The sequence below is a fragment of the Azospirillum sp. B506 genome (assembly GCF_000333595.1).
GTDB lineage: Bacteria > Pseudomonadota > Alphaproteobacteria > Azospirillales > Azospirillaceae > Azospirillum.
This window is the reverse complement of record NZ_BADK01000822.1, coordinates 1-13,280: the sequence shown is the minus strand read 5'-3', so window position 1 is coordinate 13,280 and position 13,280 is coordinate 1. Positions and strand designations below refer to the sequence as shown.

The window sequence follows — 13,280 nt, the reverse complement described above, 5'->3', positions numbered from 1 at the left end:
GCGCCGCGGCGACCAGCGGGGCGAATAGACGATCTTCACCATGTGGCCGACCGACTGGATGGCGGCCTTGGTGGAGACCACGCTCTGGCGGGTCATGCCGCTGCGGATGAAGAAGGTGTCGAGCAGCGGTCCGGAGATGCCGGCGATCAGCTGGACCCCCATGCACAGGAAGCCGCCCAGCACGCCATGCAGCGGTTTCTGCGCGTCGAGCGCCCAGCGGGCCGGCACCGCCAGCGCCAGGAACGGCATCAGTCCGAGAATCAGCAGCGACACCGCCTGGTCGGGAACGGCGCCGACCAGGGCGAACAGCAGACCGGCCACCGATCCCCCCAGCGCGAATCGCAGGATCACCGGCCAGACGACATGGCGCCGCCACAGCCAGGCCCGCCAGCCGTTGGAGGCAAACTGGGTCACGCCATGCAACAGCATCGCCGAGGGCACCGGCAGCAGGATCAGCAGCAGGCCCATCAGCACCATGCCGCCGGCCATGCCGAACAGGCCCGACAGAAACGAGGTCACGAGAACGGTGAGGCCAAGCCCCACCATCAGCGGAAGCGTCAGCATGAATCGCCCGGATGTCTGAGAAGATGCGGGCAAAACTCGCACGCGCGCGGTTGCGCCGCAAACGGCATTGTTCGATGCTCAGCCCCAGGAAAAATTGGGGTAAAGTCAGGATGGGACCATGCGCCGCCTGCCCTCGCTGAACGGTCTGCGCGCCTTCGAGGCTGCCGCCCGCCATGGCAGCTTCACCGCGGCGGCAACGGAGCTGCATGTCTCCCAGGCGGCGGTCAGCCGGATGGTGAAGCTGCTGGAGGAACGGCTGGGCTTCGCCCTGTTCGACCGGCGGGCCAATGCGCTGCTGCTGACCGAACGCGGCCGGGCGCTCCAGCCGGCACTGACCGAGGCGTTCGACGGCATCGCCCGGCGGGTCGAACAGGTGTCGGCGATGCGGGCCGGGCCGGTGCTGACGGTCGGCATGGGGGCGACGGTGGCGGTGCGCTGGCTGATCCCGCGGCTGTCGAGCTTCCACCTCAACCATCCGGAGATCGAGGTGCGGATCGCCACCGGCGGGGCGGGGGCGCCGATGAAGGACGACTGGACCTGCGCCGTGCTGCTCGGCGACGGCCAATGGCCCGGCTATGAGGCGGAGCGGCTGTTCTCCTCCAGCCTGCAGCCGGTCTGCGCGCCGCGGCTGGCGGCGGAGCTGGGCAAGCCGGCGGATCTGGCCGGCGCCACGCTGCTGCACGTCTCCCATTGGGGGCAGGACTGGCCGCGCTGGCTCGCCGCCGCCGGGGCGGCGGATCAGAAGGCGGAGCCGGGAACGGATTTGGGACTGAGAGGGCTGTCCTTCAGCAGCTACGCCATGACCTTGCAGGCGGCCATCGACGGCGTCGGGGTGGCGCTGGCGCCGCGGCTCTACAGCGGGGACGACATCGCCGCCGGGCGCCTCGCCACGCCCTTCGCGCTGGCGGTGCCGATGGTCCATTCCTGGTATCTGGTCTATCGCGCCGTCTGCCGGGAGGATGCCGGCTTCGCGCCGTTCCGCGACTGGCTCTATGCGCTGTGCGCGGAGATCGCCTGACCCGCGGCGGTCATCGGGAGCCGGCGGGGCACTGCCGGTCCGGTCCGGGGGTGGAGAACCAGGCGGCCGGCTTGCCGCGGTCGTCGACCAGATCCTCGGCGCTGACGAAGCGGCGGGGCGGCGGCGGGCGGCTGCCGAGCGGCCGGAGCCCATCGTGCTCCAGGCCGGGCTGCAAGCGCATCCAGTGGCCGGACAGGACGATGCCGGCGCCCGCATCGCTGCGGCAGTCGTCTTCCGGCGTGGCGATCAGCAGGTCGCAGCCGGGCCTGCCGTCCAGGCGTTGCGCCAGCGTGCCCGGCCCATATTCGACGGTCTCGGCGGTGGCGAGCTGGCGGAAGGGCGGCTGCGCCTCCAGCAGCGTCAGGGTCCAGCTGTGCAGCCCGACGCCGGTGCTGACCGCGTCCAGCTCGGCGATGACCAGGGACGGCGTGCCGCTGCCGGACAGATCCGCCAGCGCCACATCCATCGGACCCATCTGCTCCGGCATCAGGTCGTCGAGCGCCCTGGACCAGTGGCCGGTGGCCTCCCCCCGCTTCACGCTGTAGGTCGCCGTCCAGCCGCTTGTGGAGGAGGCCGGACCGCCGATGCAGCGACAGACGCTTAAGCTCGGCAGCGGTGCGGCACAGTGGGTCATCCGGCAGGCGCCGGCTGGCATCTCCACCGCCTGGATCTCCAGGGCCTCGACGACCGGCACCGGACAGGTCTGGAGCGGCGGCTGCGGTGCCGCCGCCAGAAGAAAGGCCAGCGGCATTCCGGGGAGGGGGACGGGAAAGGGCATGGCGGGCGTCCGATGGGAGTCGTGTGGAGGCTCGACCGGATCCTGTCCGATTCTGCGGCCTGCGGCCATGCATTCCTCCGGTGCGCAAATCGGCGGTGCAACGGAGCATCGTGCCGACATAGGCTGCGCGCTGTTCTGTCACAGGTTCGAACAGTCATCACTCCACAGGACCGCGCGATGCCGCCCACCGCTGTTCCCCGTCCCGATCCCCTGGCCGCCGGGGACGCCGCCCATCCGGCGCTGTCCCGCTCGCTCGTCCTGCTGATGGCGCTGGCCTGCGGCGTGGTGGTCGCCAACATCTATTACGCCCAGCCTCTGGTCGGGCTGATCGGCCCGGCGGTCGGGCTGTCGCCGGAGACCGCCAGCCTCGTCGTCACCCTGACCCAGGTCGGCTATGGCGCCGGGCTGGTGCTGCTGGTGCCGCTGGGCGACCTGCTGGAGAACCGCCGGCTGGTGGTGGTCACCCTGTGCAGCACGGTCGCGGCCCTGCTGGTGGCGGCGGTCGCCCCCTCCGCATCCCTGTTCCTGGCGGCGTCCTTCCTGATCGGCGTCACCTCCGTCGCCGTGCAGATGCTGGTGCCGCTGGCCGCCCACATGGCGCCGGAGGCCTCGCGCGGGCAGGTGGTCGGCAATGTGATGAGCGGGCTGCTGCTCGGCATCCTGCTGGCCCGCCCGCTGTCGAGCCTGATCGCCGACAGCCTGGGCTGGCGGGCGGTGTTCGCCCTGTCGGCGGTGGCGATGGTCGGCTTCGCCGTGCTGCTGCGGCGGGTGTTGCCGCAGCGGCGGCCGAAGAGCCAGTCGAGCTATGGCGCGCTGCTCGGCTCGCTCGGCCAGTTGCTGGTGCGGACACCGGTGCTGCAACGGCGGACCGTCTACCAGACCATGATGTTCGCCGCCTTCAGCCTCTACTGGACCTCCGTCCCGCTGCTGCTGGCGGGGGCGCCCTTCCATCTCAGCCAGCGCGGCATCGCGCTGTTCGCCCTGTCGGGGGCGGCGGGTGCGCTGGTGGCGCCCATCGCAGGACGGATCGCCGACCGCGGCTGGACCCGGCCGGCCACCGGCTTCGCGCTGGCGATGGCGGCCTTGTCCTTCTTCGTGGCGCGGGCGGGAGAAGGGTCGATTGCGCTGCTGGTGCTGGCCGGGCTGCTGCTCGACATGGGCGTGCAGATGAACATGGTGCTGGGGCAGCGCGCCATCTATTCGCTGGGGGCGGAGACCCGCAGCCGGATGAACGCCATCTATATGGCGATCTTCTTCCTGGGCGGCGCGGCAGGGTCGGCGCTGGCCGGCTATGCCTTCGCCGTCGGCGGCTGGGCGCCGGTGACCTGGATCGGCTTCACCTTTCCCGCCGTCGGCCTGCTGGTCTACCTGACCGAATTCCGCGGGGCGGCCCGCCGCCCGACCTGAAATCGCCTGACCTGACCTCCAAGGAGACGATGCAATGGATCGACGTACACTGGGCCGCAGCGGCCTGACGGTGTCCCCGCTCTGCTTCGGCGGCAACGTGTTCGGCTGGACCGCCGACGAGGCCACCTCCTTCCGGCTGCTCGACGCCTTCGTCGATGCCGGCTTCGACTTCATCGACACCGCCGACGTCTATTCGGCCTGGGCGCCCGGCAACCAGGGCGGCGAGTCCGAGACGATCATCGGCAAGTGGATGAAGAGCCGCGGCAACCGCGACCGCATCGTGCTGGCGACCAAGGTCGGGTCGGAGATGGGGCCGGGCAGGAAGGGGCTGTCGCCCGCCTGGATCCGCGCCGCGGTGGAAGACTCGCTGAAGCGGCTCCAGACCGACCGCATCGACCTCTACCAGTCCCATTGGGACGATCCCGAAACCCCGTTCGAGGACACGCTCGGCGCCTACAAGGAGCTGATCGACCAGGGCAAGGTGCGGGCGGTCGGCGCCTCCAACCTGACGGCACCGCGCCTGCGCGAGGCGCTGGCGGTCAGCGCCCGCACCGGCCTGCCCCGCTACGAGACCCTGCAGCCGGAATACAACCTCTACAGCCGCCAGGGCTATGAGGCGGAGCTGGAGGGGATTTGCCGGGAGAACGGGCTGGGCGTCATCAACTACTATTCGCTGGCCGCCGGCTTCCTGACCGGCAAATACCGCTCGGCCGGGGATGCCGGCAAGAGCGCCCGCGGCGGCGGGGCGGTGTCGAAATACCTGAACGAGCGCGGCCGGGCGATCCTGGCGGCGCTGGACGAGGTCGCCGGCCGGCATCGGGCGACGCCGTCGCAGGTGGCGATTGCCTGGCTGATCGCGCGGCCGGGGCTGACGGCCCCCATCGCCAGCGCATCGAAGCCGGAGCAGATGGGCGACCTGATCGCCGCCGCCACTCTGCGGCTCGATGCCGAGGACATCGCGCGGCTGGACCGGGCCAGCGCTTATTGAGGCGTTTGGTCAGGGCGAGGGGATCGCCGCCGCCTTGGGCGGGGCCGGCTTGCCGGCCTCGTCGGTCCGCAGCACCGCCAGGAAGGCGTCGGCCATGGCATGGTAGACCGAGTGCGGGCAGACCAGCCGGGAGAGCGTGGTGGCGAGTGCCGCGCTCAGCATCAGCGGCAGCAGCATGTCGGGCGACGCGCTCATCTCGGTGACGATGACGACGGCGGTCAGCGGCGCCTGCACCACCCCGGCGAAATAGGAGACCATCGCCAGCAGCACCACAGCCTCCAGCGAGGTGTCCGGCAGCAGGCCGCCGATGATCGAGCCGATGCCCGCCCCCACCGACAGCGAGGGCGAGAAGATGCCGCCGGGAATCCCGCAGATGCCCGACAGGGCGGTCGCCAGCAGCTTGGCCGGGGCGTAGTACCAGGGCAGCGTTTCCACCCCGTCCAGCAGGGCGCGGGCCTGCTCGTAGCCGGTGCCGAAGGTCAGCCCGCCGGTGGCGGCGCCGATCACCGCCAGGGCAAGGCCGCAGCAGAGCGCGATGAGGACCGGGTGACGGGCCAGCCGTCCGCCCAGGCCGCAGCGGATCCCGCGCGACAGCCACAGCAGCAGGCTGCTGAACCCGCCGCCGGCCAGCCCGCCGACGATGCCGGTCGCCAGCACCGCCTTCCAGTCCTGCCAGCTCGCAGAGGTCGCGGTGTGGCCGAAATAGGCGTAGTTGCCGAGCAAGGCCACCGCAACCAGACCGGCGGCCACCACCGCGACCAGCACGAGGCCGCTGGTCCGCTTCTCGAAGCTGCGGGCCATCTCCTCGATGGCGAAGACGATGCCGGCCAGCGGCGTGTTGAAGGCGGCGGCGACGCCGGCGGCTCCGCCGGCCAGGATCAGTCCCGGCTCCCGCCCCAGCCCGGCGAGGGAGCCGGCCATCAGCATGATCGAGGCGCCGACCTGCACCGTCGGCCCCTCCCGCCCGATGGAGGCGCCGCAGGCCAGCCCGACCAGGGTCAGCAGGATCTTCCCCACGGCGATGCGCGGCGACAGCAGCCGGCGCTTGGCCGCCGGATCCTGGACATGGCGGGCGGCGATGGCCTGGGGAATGCCGCTGCCCTGCGATCCCGGCACCACCCGCAGCGCCACCCAGGCCGAAAAGGCCAGACCCAGCGGGGTCAGCAGGACGGGCAGCCAGGGCGATGCCGCCTCCGCCAGCCGGAACAGCTGCTGGGCGTAATCGGCGGCGCGGGCGAACAGGACGGCGACCAGACCGACCACACCGGCACCGGACCAGAACAGCAGGCGCCGACGCCAGGTCCTGGGCGACATCCAGACATGGCGGGGGATGCGCAGCCGATGGCGCAGCGGGTGTTGCGGACGGTTGGAAGACATTGGCTTGGCCGGAAGCGGGGGAAGCGAACCGATGGAACGGCGGAATGCCGAGTTTAGGTCCGTCCTTCTCCACAGATCCAGCCACGGTCACGCAGATCTGCTGCGATCACGCGCGACGATCAGGCATCAGCGGCGGACGACGCTGACCGGCTGGGGCTTCGATGCGGCGCGGTTGCCGCGCGAGGCGATGGCGGCGCCCTGGAGGGTGCGCTGGCTGCGGCGGGCCTGCGCCTGCTCCACCTCGCGGCGGAAATTGGGGCCGAGCGCCTCGTAGGCGGCCTTCAGCTCCGGGTCCTTCATCCAGATGTCACGACGGTCCATGGTTTCCTCTTATATTGGCTGGCCGCCGGCAGAATGCCGGGCAGACCTGCGGCGTGCTGCCCCTGGAGACGATATGTCGCGGGCGGGTCATCCGGCGTTTTTATCGGGATGACGCCCGCGTTCCTTTTGGGAGGGCTGGGGCGGCATGACGACTGACAGGTGGGGTGGCCGGTCTTCACTTCAAGATACGCCCGGTGTCGGATCGGACGACTTTTCAAAAGCCATAACATCCTGTCTACCGCAAGGTTCCAGCCGGGCCATGATCGGCTGCAGGTGATAGGACCCGGGGGGAGGGTGAGATCCCCCTCTCCCCCCGGGGAGAGGGGGATCCCGTGATGGCGAGAGGGTTACGCGTGCAGCAGACCGATGTCGCTGTAGGCGATGTGGTCGAAGCCCAGCCCGTAGACCGGCGAGTTCGAGGCCAGGCTGAAATCGTCCGCACCCGGATTGACGAAGGCCGGGTTCAGCGTCACCGAGCCCTTGTCGTAGCCGGCGGCCTGCCAGTTCGCCAGGGTGCCCCAGGCGCCGCTCGACATCACCTGCGGCCAGGCGTCGAACTCCTTCGCGGCGGTATCGAGGCTGCTGTAGAAGTTGTTGTGCAGGTTGCCGACATTGGCCGGGCCGTAGATGTGGACAGCGGTGCCCTCGCGCACGTCGATGACGTTGCCCGAGATGTCGTTGCCGCTCATCGTGTGGCCCTTCCAGCCGCTCCAGGCGACATCCTGCTGCAGGCCGATCTGGGCGCCGCTGTTGCCGGCGATCACGTTCTCGGTCACCGTGTTGTTCCAGCCGCCATGCAGGAAGACGCCGCCGATGTTGTCGTGGACGACGTTGCCCTTCACCGTGGTGCCGCTGGTCCAGTCGTCGAGATAGATGCCCCAGCTCGCCACGCTGCCGGACGGGTTGGTCGCGGTGGTGCCGGACACGTCGTTGTTGATGACGGTGTGGTTGGCCAGATCCTGCTGGCGGTTGATCAGGTAGATGCCGCCGCCGTCGTTGGACTCCAGATTGGCGTCGATCACCTTGTTGTAGGCGATGGTCACGCGGTAGGCCGCGTCGCTGCCGTCCGTCTGGACCGAACCGACGGCGATGGCCTTTTCCGGCGAGTTCTCGATCTGGTTGTGGGTGACCTGGACGTCCGAGCTGCCGTTGATCCAGATGCCGGCGTCGCCGCGGTCGGCGGCGTTCGGGTGCCGGATCAGATTGTCGGAGACCAGCGTCGCGTTGGAGCCGGCCTTGACGAAGATCGACTCGGCGCCGGTGTTGTCGAACTGGTTGCCGGTGACCTTGCTGTTGGCGCTGTTCTGCACCGTGATGCCGTAGCCGCCGCCCTTCACGACATTGTTGGCGAAGGTCAGGCCGGCGGCATTGTCGGCATAGACGTAATGCCCGCCGACGACGCCGTCGGCGAAGTTGAGGCCCTCGATGGTGACGTTCTTGGCGCCGCCCAGGCCGAAGGACACGCTGGCGTTGGAGCCGCCGTGGATCACCGCCTTCTCGCTGCCGTAGCCGGCGAAGGTCACGCCGCTGTCGCGGCTGTCCAGCCACAGCCCGGTCTGGTGATAGTCGCCGCCGCGGATGTAGGTGGTGTCGATGGTCGAATCGGCGCGCATCGCCGCCTGCGCCTTGGCGAGGCTGGCGAAGGGGCCGTCGGTGCCGTCGGCATTGGGAGCGGCCAGCTTGCCCGACCAGCTGTCCTTGCCGTTGGTGGCGACGTAGAAGGCCGGGCCGGTCGGTGCGGGATTGGTCGGGGTGGTGGGCGTCGTGGGGGTGGCCGGGGTCGTCGGCGTGGTGGTCGTGGTGCCGGCCGGGAAATCGGAGGCCGGGGCGTTCACCACCAGCGTGCCGTTCCACCACATGCCCTTCTGGCCGGCGACCACGTCCTTGCCGTCGAGCGCACCCTTGTCATAGGTGACGGCGCTGTCGGTCGCGGCGTATTTGTGGCCGTTGATCGAGATGCTGTTGACGGTCAGGCTGCGGTCCTGGCCGTTGATCACGGCATCGTTGTCGTACTGGACCTGCACCTTGTGCGCGATGCGGTCGGCGACGTCGGTGGTGAAGCTGAAATCCTTGGCGCTGGTGCCTGCGGTGCCCTCGCCGATCTGCTTGCCGTCGACCAGCACCTTGAAGTGGGCGTTGACGCCGCCGGCCGGTGTGCCGGAGGCGTTCACCACGATGGTGTCCTTGCCCGAGGCAGGCGTCGCGGTGACGGTGGCGGGGAAATAGCTCTTGTCGGCATTGACGACCAGCGTGCCGTTCCACCACAGGTTCGACTGGCCGGCGACGACGTCCTTGCCGTCCAGCGCGCCCTTGTCATAGCTGACGATGCCGGCGGTCGGCGCGACCGTCTTTCCGCCGATCGAGATGCTGTTGACGGTCAGGCTGCGGTCCTGGCCGTTGATGACGGCATCGTTGTCGTACTGGATCTGCACCTTGTGCGCGACGTCGCTGGTCAGCACCGGCGTGAAGACGAAATCCTTCGCCGTCGTGCCGGCGGTGCCCTCACCCACCTTCTGGCCGTCGACCAGCAGGGTGAAATGGGCGTTCACGCCGCCCGCGGCCTTGCCCAGGGCGTTCACGACGATCTTGGTGGTTGAACTGGCCATCGGTTCGGTGTCCTCGCCTGATGTGCCCTGGGCCTTGGGCGGCCGTTGGGCTGATGTCCGTATTGGGCCTGAACCCGGATGCGTGCGGAGAATGGCGAGGAGCGGCGGGATCTTTGTGTGATGTTTCGGCTTAAAAGCCACAAACCTGCGACAAATTGCGGGCACCGCGGCCGGTGGCCGATCCGGGCCGTTGTCGTGATTGCAGTGCAGCATTTCCGCAACAGCGAACGGTGCGAAAACTGCGGCTTTCCCCTATTGCTGCAGGAAGCCGTTGAACGAAAGGCGCATTTCCCGGATTGTTTGGAATAGCCACAACTGTTTTCCGCCGGCGTGAGACGCGGCGACCGTGAGGCGGCGGACATCCCCTATGTCCGGCGACCGAAGCGGAACAAGGATTGACCGAGAGATGCACGAGTACAGCGAGCGGCCGCGCCGACCCGACGACCAGCCCAGCCACCGGCCCCTGCCGCCGGGCTGTTTCCGGGTGCAGCGGCCCATTCGCTTTTCCCACTGCGACCCGGCCGGAATCGTCTATTTCCCGGTCTATTTCGACATGTTCAACGGCGCGGTGGAGGACTGGTTCACCCAGGGGCTGGACATCGATTATGCGACGATGATCCTGCAGCGGCGCCTGGGCCTGCCGATCGTGCATGCCGAATGCGACTTCGTCATTCCCAGCCGCATGGGCGACACGCTGACCCTCGGCGTCCTGCTGGAACGGCTGGGCCGCAGTTCCCTCCAGCTGCGCATCAACGGCGAGCATGAGGGGCAGGTGCGGCTGTCGGGCAGCCTGACGCTGGTCACCACCTCGCTGGACGATTTCGCCGCGGTGCCGATCCCCGACGACATCCGGGCGGCGATGGAACGCTACCAGGCGGGCTGCGAGGGGTAAGGGAGGCTCTTGCCGCGGATATCTCCCTCTCCCCCCGGGGAGAGGGGCGGGGTGAGGGGGATGCACAGCGTGCCTTTCCCGGAAAATTCTGCTACGCGCCCCCCTCATCCTAACCCTCTCCCCGCTTTCGGCGGATCTTCGATCCGCCTGTCGCGTCAGCGCAAACTTCGTTTGCGCGTGAGCGGGGGGAGAGGGGATTATGCGTGCCCTTCCCCCGTGACGGACCATCATGGACGATTTCGACCGACGGCTGATCGACTTGTTGACGGTGAACGCCCGCACCAGCACGGCCGCACTCGGCCGGGCGCTGGGGCTGTCGCGTTCGACCGTGCAGGACCGCATCGCCCGGCTGGAGCGGCAGGGGGTGATCGCCGGCTATACGGTGAAGCTGGGGGATCCGGCGCCGCGGCGCGGGGTGTCGGCGCTGGTGATGATCAGCGTGAACGCCCGGCTCGCCGACCGTGCCGTCCATGCCCTGCGCAAGATGCCGGAGGTGATCCGGCTGCACAGCATCAGCGGCCAGTACGACCTGTGCGCCACCGTCGGCACCGAGACCCATGACGCGATGGATGCCGCTTTGGACGCCATCGGCCGCCTGCCGGGGGTCGAGCGGACGATGTCGTCCATCGTGCTGTCGACGAAGATGGAACGGTAGAAAGAGGCCCCCGCCCGGTGAGGGGCGGGGGATGGGGCTTCCCGACCTTACGCCGTGCCGTCCATGTGGATGACGCGCAGGTTGTTGGTGGTGCCGGCCTGGGCGAAGGGGATGCCGGCGACGACGACCAGGGTGCCGGTCTTGCCGGCCAGCTCCTCCGCCCGCCCGATGGCGATGGCGCGGTCGACCATCTCCTCGTAGGTGCGGATGTCGTCGGACAGCACGCTGTGGGCGCCCCACAGCAGGCAGAGCCGGCGCGACACCGCGCTGTCGGGGGTGATCGCCAGGATCGGCACCTCCGGCCGCTTGCGGGCGATGCGCGCCGCGGTGGTGCCGCTGGAGGTGAAGGCGACGATGGCCGAGGAATGCAGGGTGTCGGCCAGATCGGCGGCGGCGGCGGCCACCGCGTGGGGCGGCGTGTGCTCCTCGCCCGGATGGGTCGCCTGGATCAGCGAACGGTAGAGCTTGTGCTGCTCGGTGGAGCGGATGATGCGGTCCATCATGGTGACCGCCTCGACCGGATACTGGCCCGACGCCGATTCGGCCGACAGCATCACCGCGTCGGCACCGTCATAGATGGCGGTCGCCACGTCCGACGCCTCGGCCCGCGTCGGGGTCGGGGCGGAGACCATCGAATCGAGCATCTGGGTGGCGACGATCACCGGCTTCACCGCGAGACGGCAGGCGCGCACCAGCTCCTTCTGGCGGCCGGGCACGTCCTCGTGCGGGATTTCGACGCCGAGGTCGCCGCGCGCCACCATCACCGCGTCGGACAGGCGGATGATGTCGTCGATCTTCTCCAGCGCCTGCGGCTTCTCGATCTTCGCCATGATGCCGGCGCGGTCGCCGATCAGGCTGCGGCCTTCCAGGATGTCGCCCGGCTTCTGGACGAAGGACATCGCGACCCAGTCGACGCCGAGATCCAGCCCGAAGGCGAGGTCGGCGCGGTCCTTGGGCGTGAGTGGCGACAGGTCCAGGATGGTGCCCGGCAGGTTGACGCCCTTGCGGTTCGAGATGACGCCGCCGACGACGACCTTGGCCTCGATCCAGTCGTCGCCCAGCTCAACCACCTCGACGCGGACGCGGCCGTCGTCGATCAGCAGATGGTGGCCCGGCATGATGGCGGCGAAGATTTCCGGGTGCGGCAGCGGGATGGAGCGCTTGTCACCGTCGGTCCCCTGGAGCACGAAGCGGATCTGCTCGCCGGTGGCCACAGCGATCTTGCCGTCGCGGATGGTGCCGACGCGGATCTTCGGACCCTGGAGATCCTGGAGGATGCCGATGGGACGGCCGACCTCGGCCTCCAGCTCGCGGATGGCGCGGTGGACCTTGGCGTGGTCGTCGTGGGTGCCGTGGCTGAAGTTCAGCCGGAAGGTGTCGACACCGGCGAGGAACAGGGTTTTCAGCATCTCCGGCGAGTTGCTGGCCGGTCCGACGGTGGCGACGATCTTGGCGCGGCGATGACGGCGCATGTGGTTCCGGCCGCGGGGGCCGTCCTCTTTGTCTGGGCCGTCCGGTGCGCCGCCGGGGCGGCCACCATGGGAGGACGGCGGGGTGACTGGTCAGCGGCGCGAGCTGCGACGACGGGCAACCCCTTCGGGAAGCCCGTCGGCCGTTCGCGTGCCATACCAGGGTGTCGCGATTGCCGCCGGAAAGCAAGGCGGCTCGGCAGGGGCGGTCCCGCGGAACGGTCGATCCGCGGGAAGCTCATGGGGGCGGTTTGCTGTCCGGGGAGGTTTGTGCAATGCCGGCCGCCTTCGCCTTCGAGGCGATGAGCTGGTCGATGTTCTCCAGGAAGACCTGCAGGATGGGCGAGGGATTGTCGGCCCGATAGCCGGCGGCGATCTCGATCACCGGCGCATTGCCGGTGAGCGGCCGGCTGACCAGCGAGCGCGGCAGCAGAGGCTCGACATAGGCGGGCAGCAGCGTGACCCCGCCGGTGGAGGCCACCAGCGAAATCCCGGTGGCGATGCCGTCCAGCGCGTGGACCGGCGACACGACCACGCCGCGCTCCCGCAGATAGCGGTCGACGATGCCGCGCAGCACATGCGGGGTGCCGGTGTAGCCGATGAAGGAATCCGGATCGATGTCGCGCACGTCGATGGCGGAGCGGGCGGCCAGGGGATGGTCGGCCGGCAGGATGACCAGGATCGGCTCATGCGCGATGACCTTGTAGGAGACGTCCGGCTGCGATTCGAGCCGGCAGAAGCCGAGATCGATCTCGCCGCGCTGGATGGCCTCGCCGATGTCGGGTGAGAAGTCGCTCGACACCCGGAAGTCGATGTCCTTCAGCTGAGCGCGGAGCACGCTGGTGACGTGCGACAGCCATTCGACCTCCTGGCCGGTCAGGAAGCCTCATGCAGGTGGCGCTGAAGGACAAGCCGGCGACGCCGTTCCGCGTGCCGCCCGGCCTGCGCCTCGTCCGCGTCAATCCGGCCAACGGCCAGCTTGCCCAGTTCGGCGACAACCGCGCCATCTGGGAGGCCTTCCTGCCGGGCACCGAGCCCAACCCCGACCAGCCGCAGGTGGTGCTGGACGGGTCCTCGCAGGCGTCCGGCGCCCTGACGGGCGACCCGAACGCCGCCGCCGGCTTCGGCACGCCGCAGCCCGGCATTCCCGCACCGCCGGCCGCGGCGACGCTGGGTACCGGCGGGCTGTACTGAGCCTGCGGAGC

Annotated in this window: 13 protein-coding genes; 6 read left to right on the top strand and 7 right to left on the bottom strand. The window is 69.4% G+C overall.

Features of this window, described 5'->3' with window-relative positions:
• The coding region (locus I71_RS25595) for a TSUP family transporter (RefSeq protein ID WP_244434053.1) at positions 1 to 564 on the bottom strand (564 nt) is incomplete at its 3' end.
• Positions 565 to 682: 118 nt separating this feature from the next.
• On the opposite strand from I71_RS25595, the gene I71_RS25590 reads away from it, so the two are divergent.
• Positions 683 to 1,582 (top strand): LysR substrate-binding domain-containing protein, encoded by a 900-nt coding sequence (locus tag I71_RS25590; RefSeq protein ID WP_042700475.1) that lies wholly within the window; start codon positions 683 to 685, stop codon positions 1,580 to 1,582.
• Between the two features lie 10 nt (positions 1,583 to 1,592).
• On the opposite strand, the gene I71_RS25585 is transcribed toward I71_RS25590, so the two are convergent.
• Positions 1,593 to 2,360, bottom strand: a complete 768-nt coding sequence (locus tag I71_RS25585; RefSeq protein ID WP_244434052.1) for a hypothetical protein — start codon at positions 2,358 to 2,360, stop codon at positions 1,593 to 1,595.
• 177 nt (positions 2,361 to 2,537) lie between these two features.
• On the opposite strand from I71_RS25585, the gene I71_RS25580 reads away from it, so the two are divergent.
• Both I71_RS25580 and I71_RS25575 read left to right on the top strand, forming a co-directional pair.
• Positions 2,538 to 3,767 carry an MFS transporter gene (locus I71_RS25580; protein ID WP_042700466.1) on the top strand — a complete coding sequence of 410 codons (1,230 nt, stop codon included), beginning with the start codon at positions 2,538 to 2,540 and terminating at the stop codon, positions 3,765 to 3,767.
• Positions 3,768 to 3,801: 34 nt separating this feature from the next.
• The gene (locus tag I71_RS25575) at positions 3,802 to 4,755 is read left to right on the top strand and encodes an aldo/keto reductase (RefSeq protein ID WP_042700464.1); all 954 of its coding nucleotides are present in this window, start codon (positions 3,802 to 3,804) and stop codon (positions 4,753 to 4,755) included.
• Between the two features lie 9 nt (positions 4,756 to 4,764).
• On the opposite strand, the gene I71_RS25570 is transcribed toward I71_RS25575, so the two are convergent.
• The 3 genes from I71_RS25570 to I71_RS25560 all read right to left on the bottom strand — a co-directional run bounded on the left by I71_RS25570 (position 4,765) and on the right by I71_RS25560 (position 9,059).
• A complete protein-coding gene (locus I71_RS25570) occupies positions 4,765 to 6,132 on the bottom strand; it encodes a chloride channel protein (protein ID WP_042700462.1) in 1,368 nt (455 codons plus the stop codon).
• Positions 6,133 to 6,258: 126 nt separating this feature from the next.
• The gene (locus I71_RS25565) at positions 6,259 to 6,453 is read right to left on the bottom strand and encodes a hypothetical protein (protein WP_042700460.1); all 195 of its coding nucleotides are present in this window, start codon (positions 6,451 to 6,453) and stop codon (positions 6,259 to 6,261) included.
• 347 nt (positions 6,454 to 6,800) lie between these two features.
• The gene (locus tag I71_RS25560; RefSeq protein ID WP_042700458.1) at positions 6,801 to 9,059 is read right to left on the bottom strand and encodes a carbohydrate-binding domain-containing protein; all 2,259 of its coding nucleotides are present in this window, start codon (positions 9,057 to 9,059) and stop codon (positions 6,801 to 6,803) included.
• Positions 9,060 to 9,465: 406 nt separating this feature from the next.
• Here I71_RS25560 and I71_RS25555 point away from each other — a divergent pair, with 406 nt between their 5' ends.
• Positions 9,466 to 9,951 carry a thioesterase family protein gene (locus I71_RS25555; RefSeq protein ID WP_244434051.1) on the top strand — a complete coding sequence of 162 codons (486 nt, stop codon included), beginning with the start codon at positions 9,466 to 9,468 and terminating at the stop codon, positions 9,949 to 9,951.
• 229 nt (positions 9,952 to 10,180) lie between these two features.
• Positions 10,181 to 10,606, top strand: a complete 426-nt coding sequence (locus tag I71_RS25550) for an Lrp/AsnC family transcriptional regulator (protein WP_042700456.1) — start codon at positions 10,181 to 10,183, stop codon at positions 10,604 to 10,606.
• 47 nt (positions 10,607 to 10,653) lie between these two features.
• Here the strand turns inward: I71_RS25550 and pyk are convergent, their stop codons facing one another.
• Positions 10,654 to 12,078, bottom strand: a complete 1,425-nt coding sequence (gene pyk / locus I71_RS25545; RefSeq protein WP_042700453.1) for a pyruvate kinase — start codon at positions 12,076 to 12,078, stop codon at positions 10,654 to 10,656.
• A 235-nt stretch (positions 12,079 to 12,313) separates the two neighbouring features.
• Positions 12,314 to 12,931 carry a LysR substrate-binding domain-containing protein gene (locus I71_RS25540; protein WP_280109915.1) on the bottom strand — a complete coding sequence of 206 codons (618 nt, stop codon included), beginning with the start codon at positions 12,929 to 12,931 and terminating at the stop codon, positions 12,314 to 12,316.
• Positions 12,932 to 12,963: 32 nt separating this feature from the next.
• On the opposite strand from I71_RS25540, the gene I71_RS25535 reads away from it, so the two are divergent.
• The gene (locus I71_RS25535; protein ID WP_307189029.1) at positions 12,964 to 13,269 is read left to right on the top strand and encodes a hypothetical protein; all 306 of its coding nucleotides are present in this window, start codon (positions 12,964 to 12,966) and stop codon (positions 13,267 to 13,269) included.
• Positions 13,270 to 13,280 lie beyond the last annotated feature (11 nt).

What these genes read in the sequence shown, in the direction of transcription:
- I71_RS25590 (WP_042700475.1), top strand. Translation starts at nt 683, where the DNA reads ATGCGCCGCCTGCCCTCGCTGAACGGTCTGCGCGCCTTCGAGGCTGCC.
- I71_RS25585 (WP_244434052.1), bottom strand. Translation starts at nt 2,360, where the DNA reads ATGCCCTTTCCCGTCCCCCTCCCCGGAATGCCGCTGGCCTTTCTTCTG.
- I71_RS25580 (WP_042700466.1), top strand. Translation starts at nt 2,538, where the DNA reads ATGCCGCCCACCGCTGTTCCCCGTCCCGATCCCCTGGCCGCCGGGGAC.
- I71_RS25575 (WP_042700464.1), top strand. Translation starts at nt 3,802, where the DNA reads ATGGATCGACGTACACTGGGCCGCAGCGGCCTGACGGTGTCCCCGCTC.
- I71_RS25570 (WP_042700462.1), bottom strand. Translation starts at nt 6,132, where the DNA reads ATGTCTTCCAACCGTCCGCAACACCCGCTGCGCCATCGGCTGCGCATC.
- I71_RS25565 (WP_042700460.1), bottom strand. Translation starts at nt 6,453, where the DNA reads ATGGACCGTCGTGACATCTGGATGAAGGACCCGGAGCTGAAGGCCGCC.
- I71_RS25560 (WP_042700458.1), bottom strand. Translation starts at nt 9,059, where the DNA reads ATGGCCAGTTCAACCACCAAGATCGTCGTGAACGCCCTGGGCAAGGCC.
- I71_RS25555 (WP_244434051.1), top strand. Translation starts at nt 9,466, where the DNA reads ATGCACGAGTACAGCGAGCGGCCGCGCCGACCCGACGACCAGCCCAGC.
- I71_RS25550 (WP_042700456.1), top strand. Translation starts at nt 10,181, where the DNA reads ATGGACGATTTCGACCGACGGCTGATCGACTTGTTGACGGTGAACGCC.
- pyk (WP_042700453.1), bottom strand. Translation starts at nt 12,078, where the DNA reads ATGCGCCGTCATCGCCGCGCCAAGATCGTCGCCACCGTCGGACCGGCC.
- I71_RS25535 (WP_307189029.1), top strand. Translation starts at nt 12,964, where the DNA reads ATGCAGGTGGCGCTGAAGGACAAGCCGGCGACGCCGTTCCGCGTGCCG.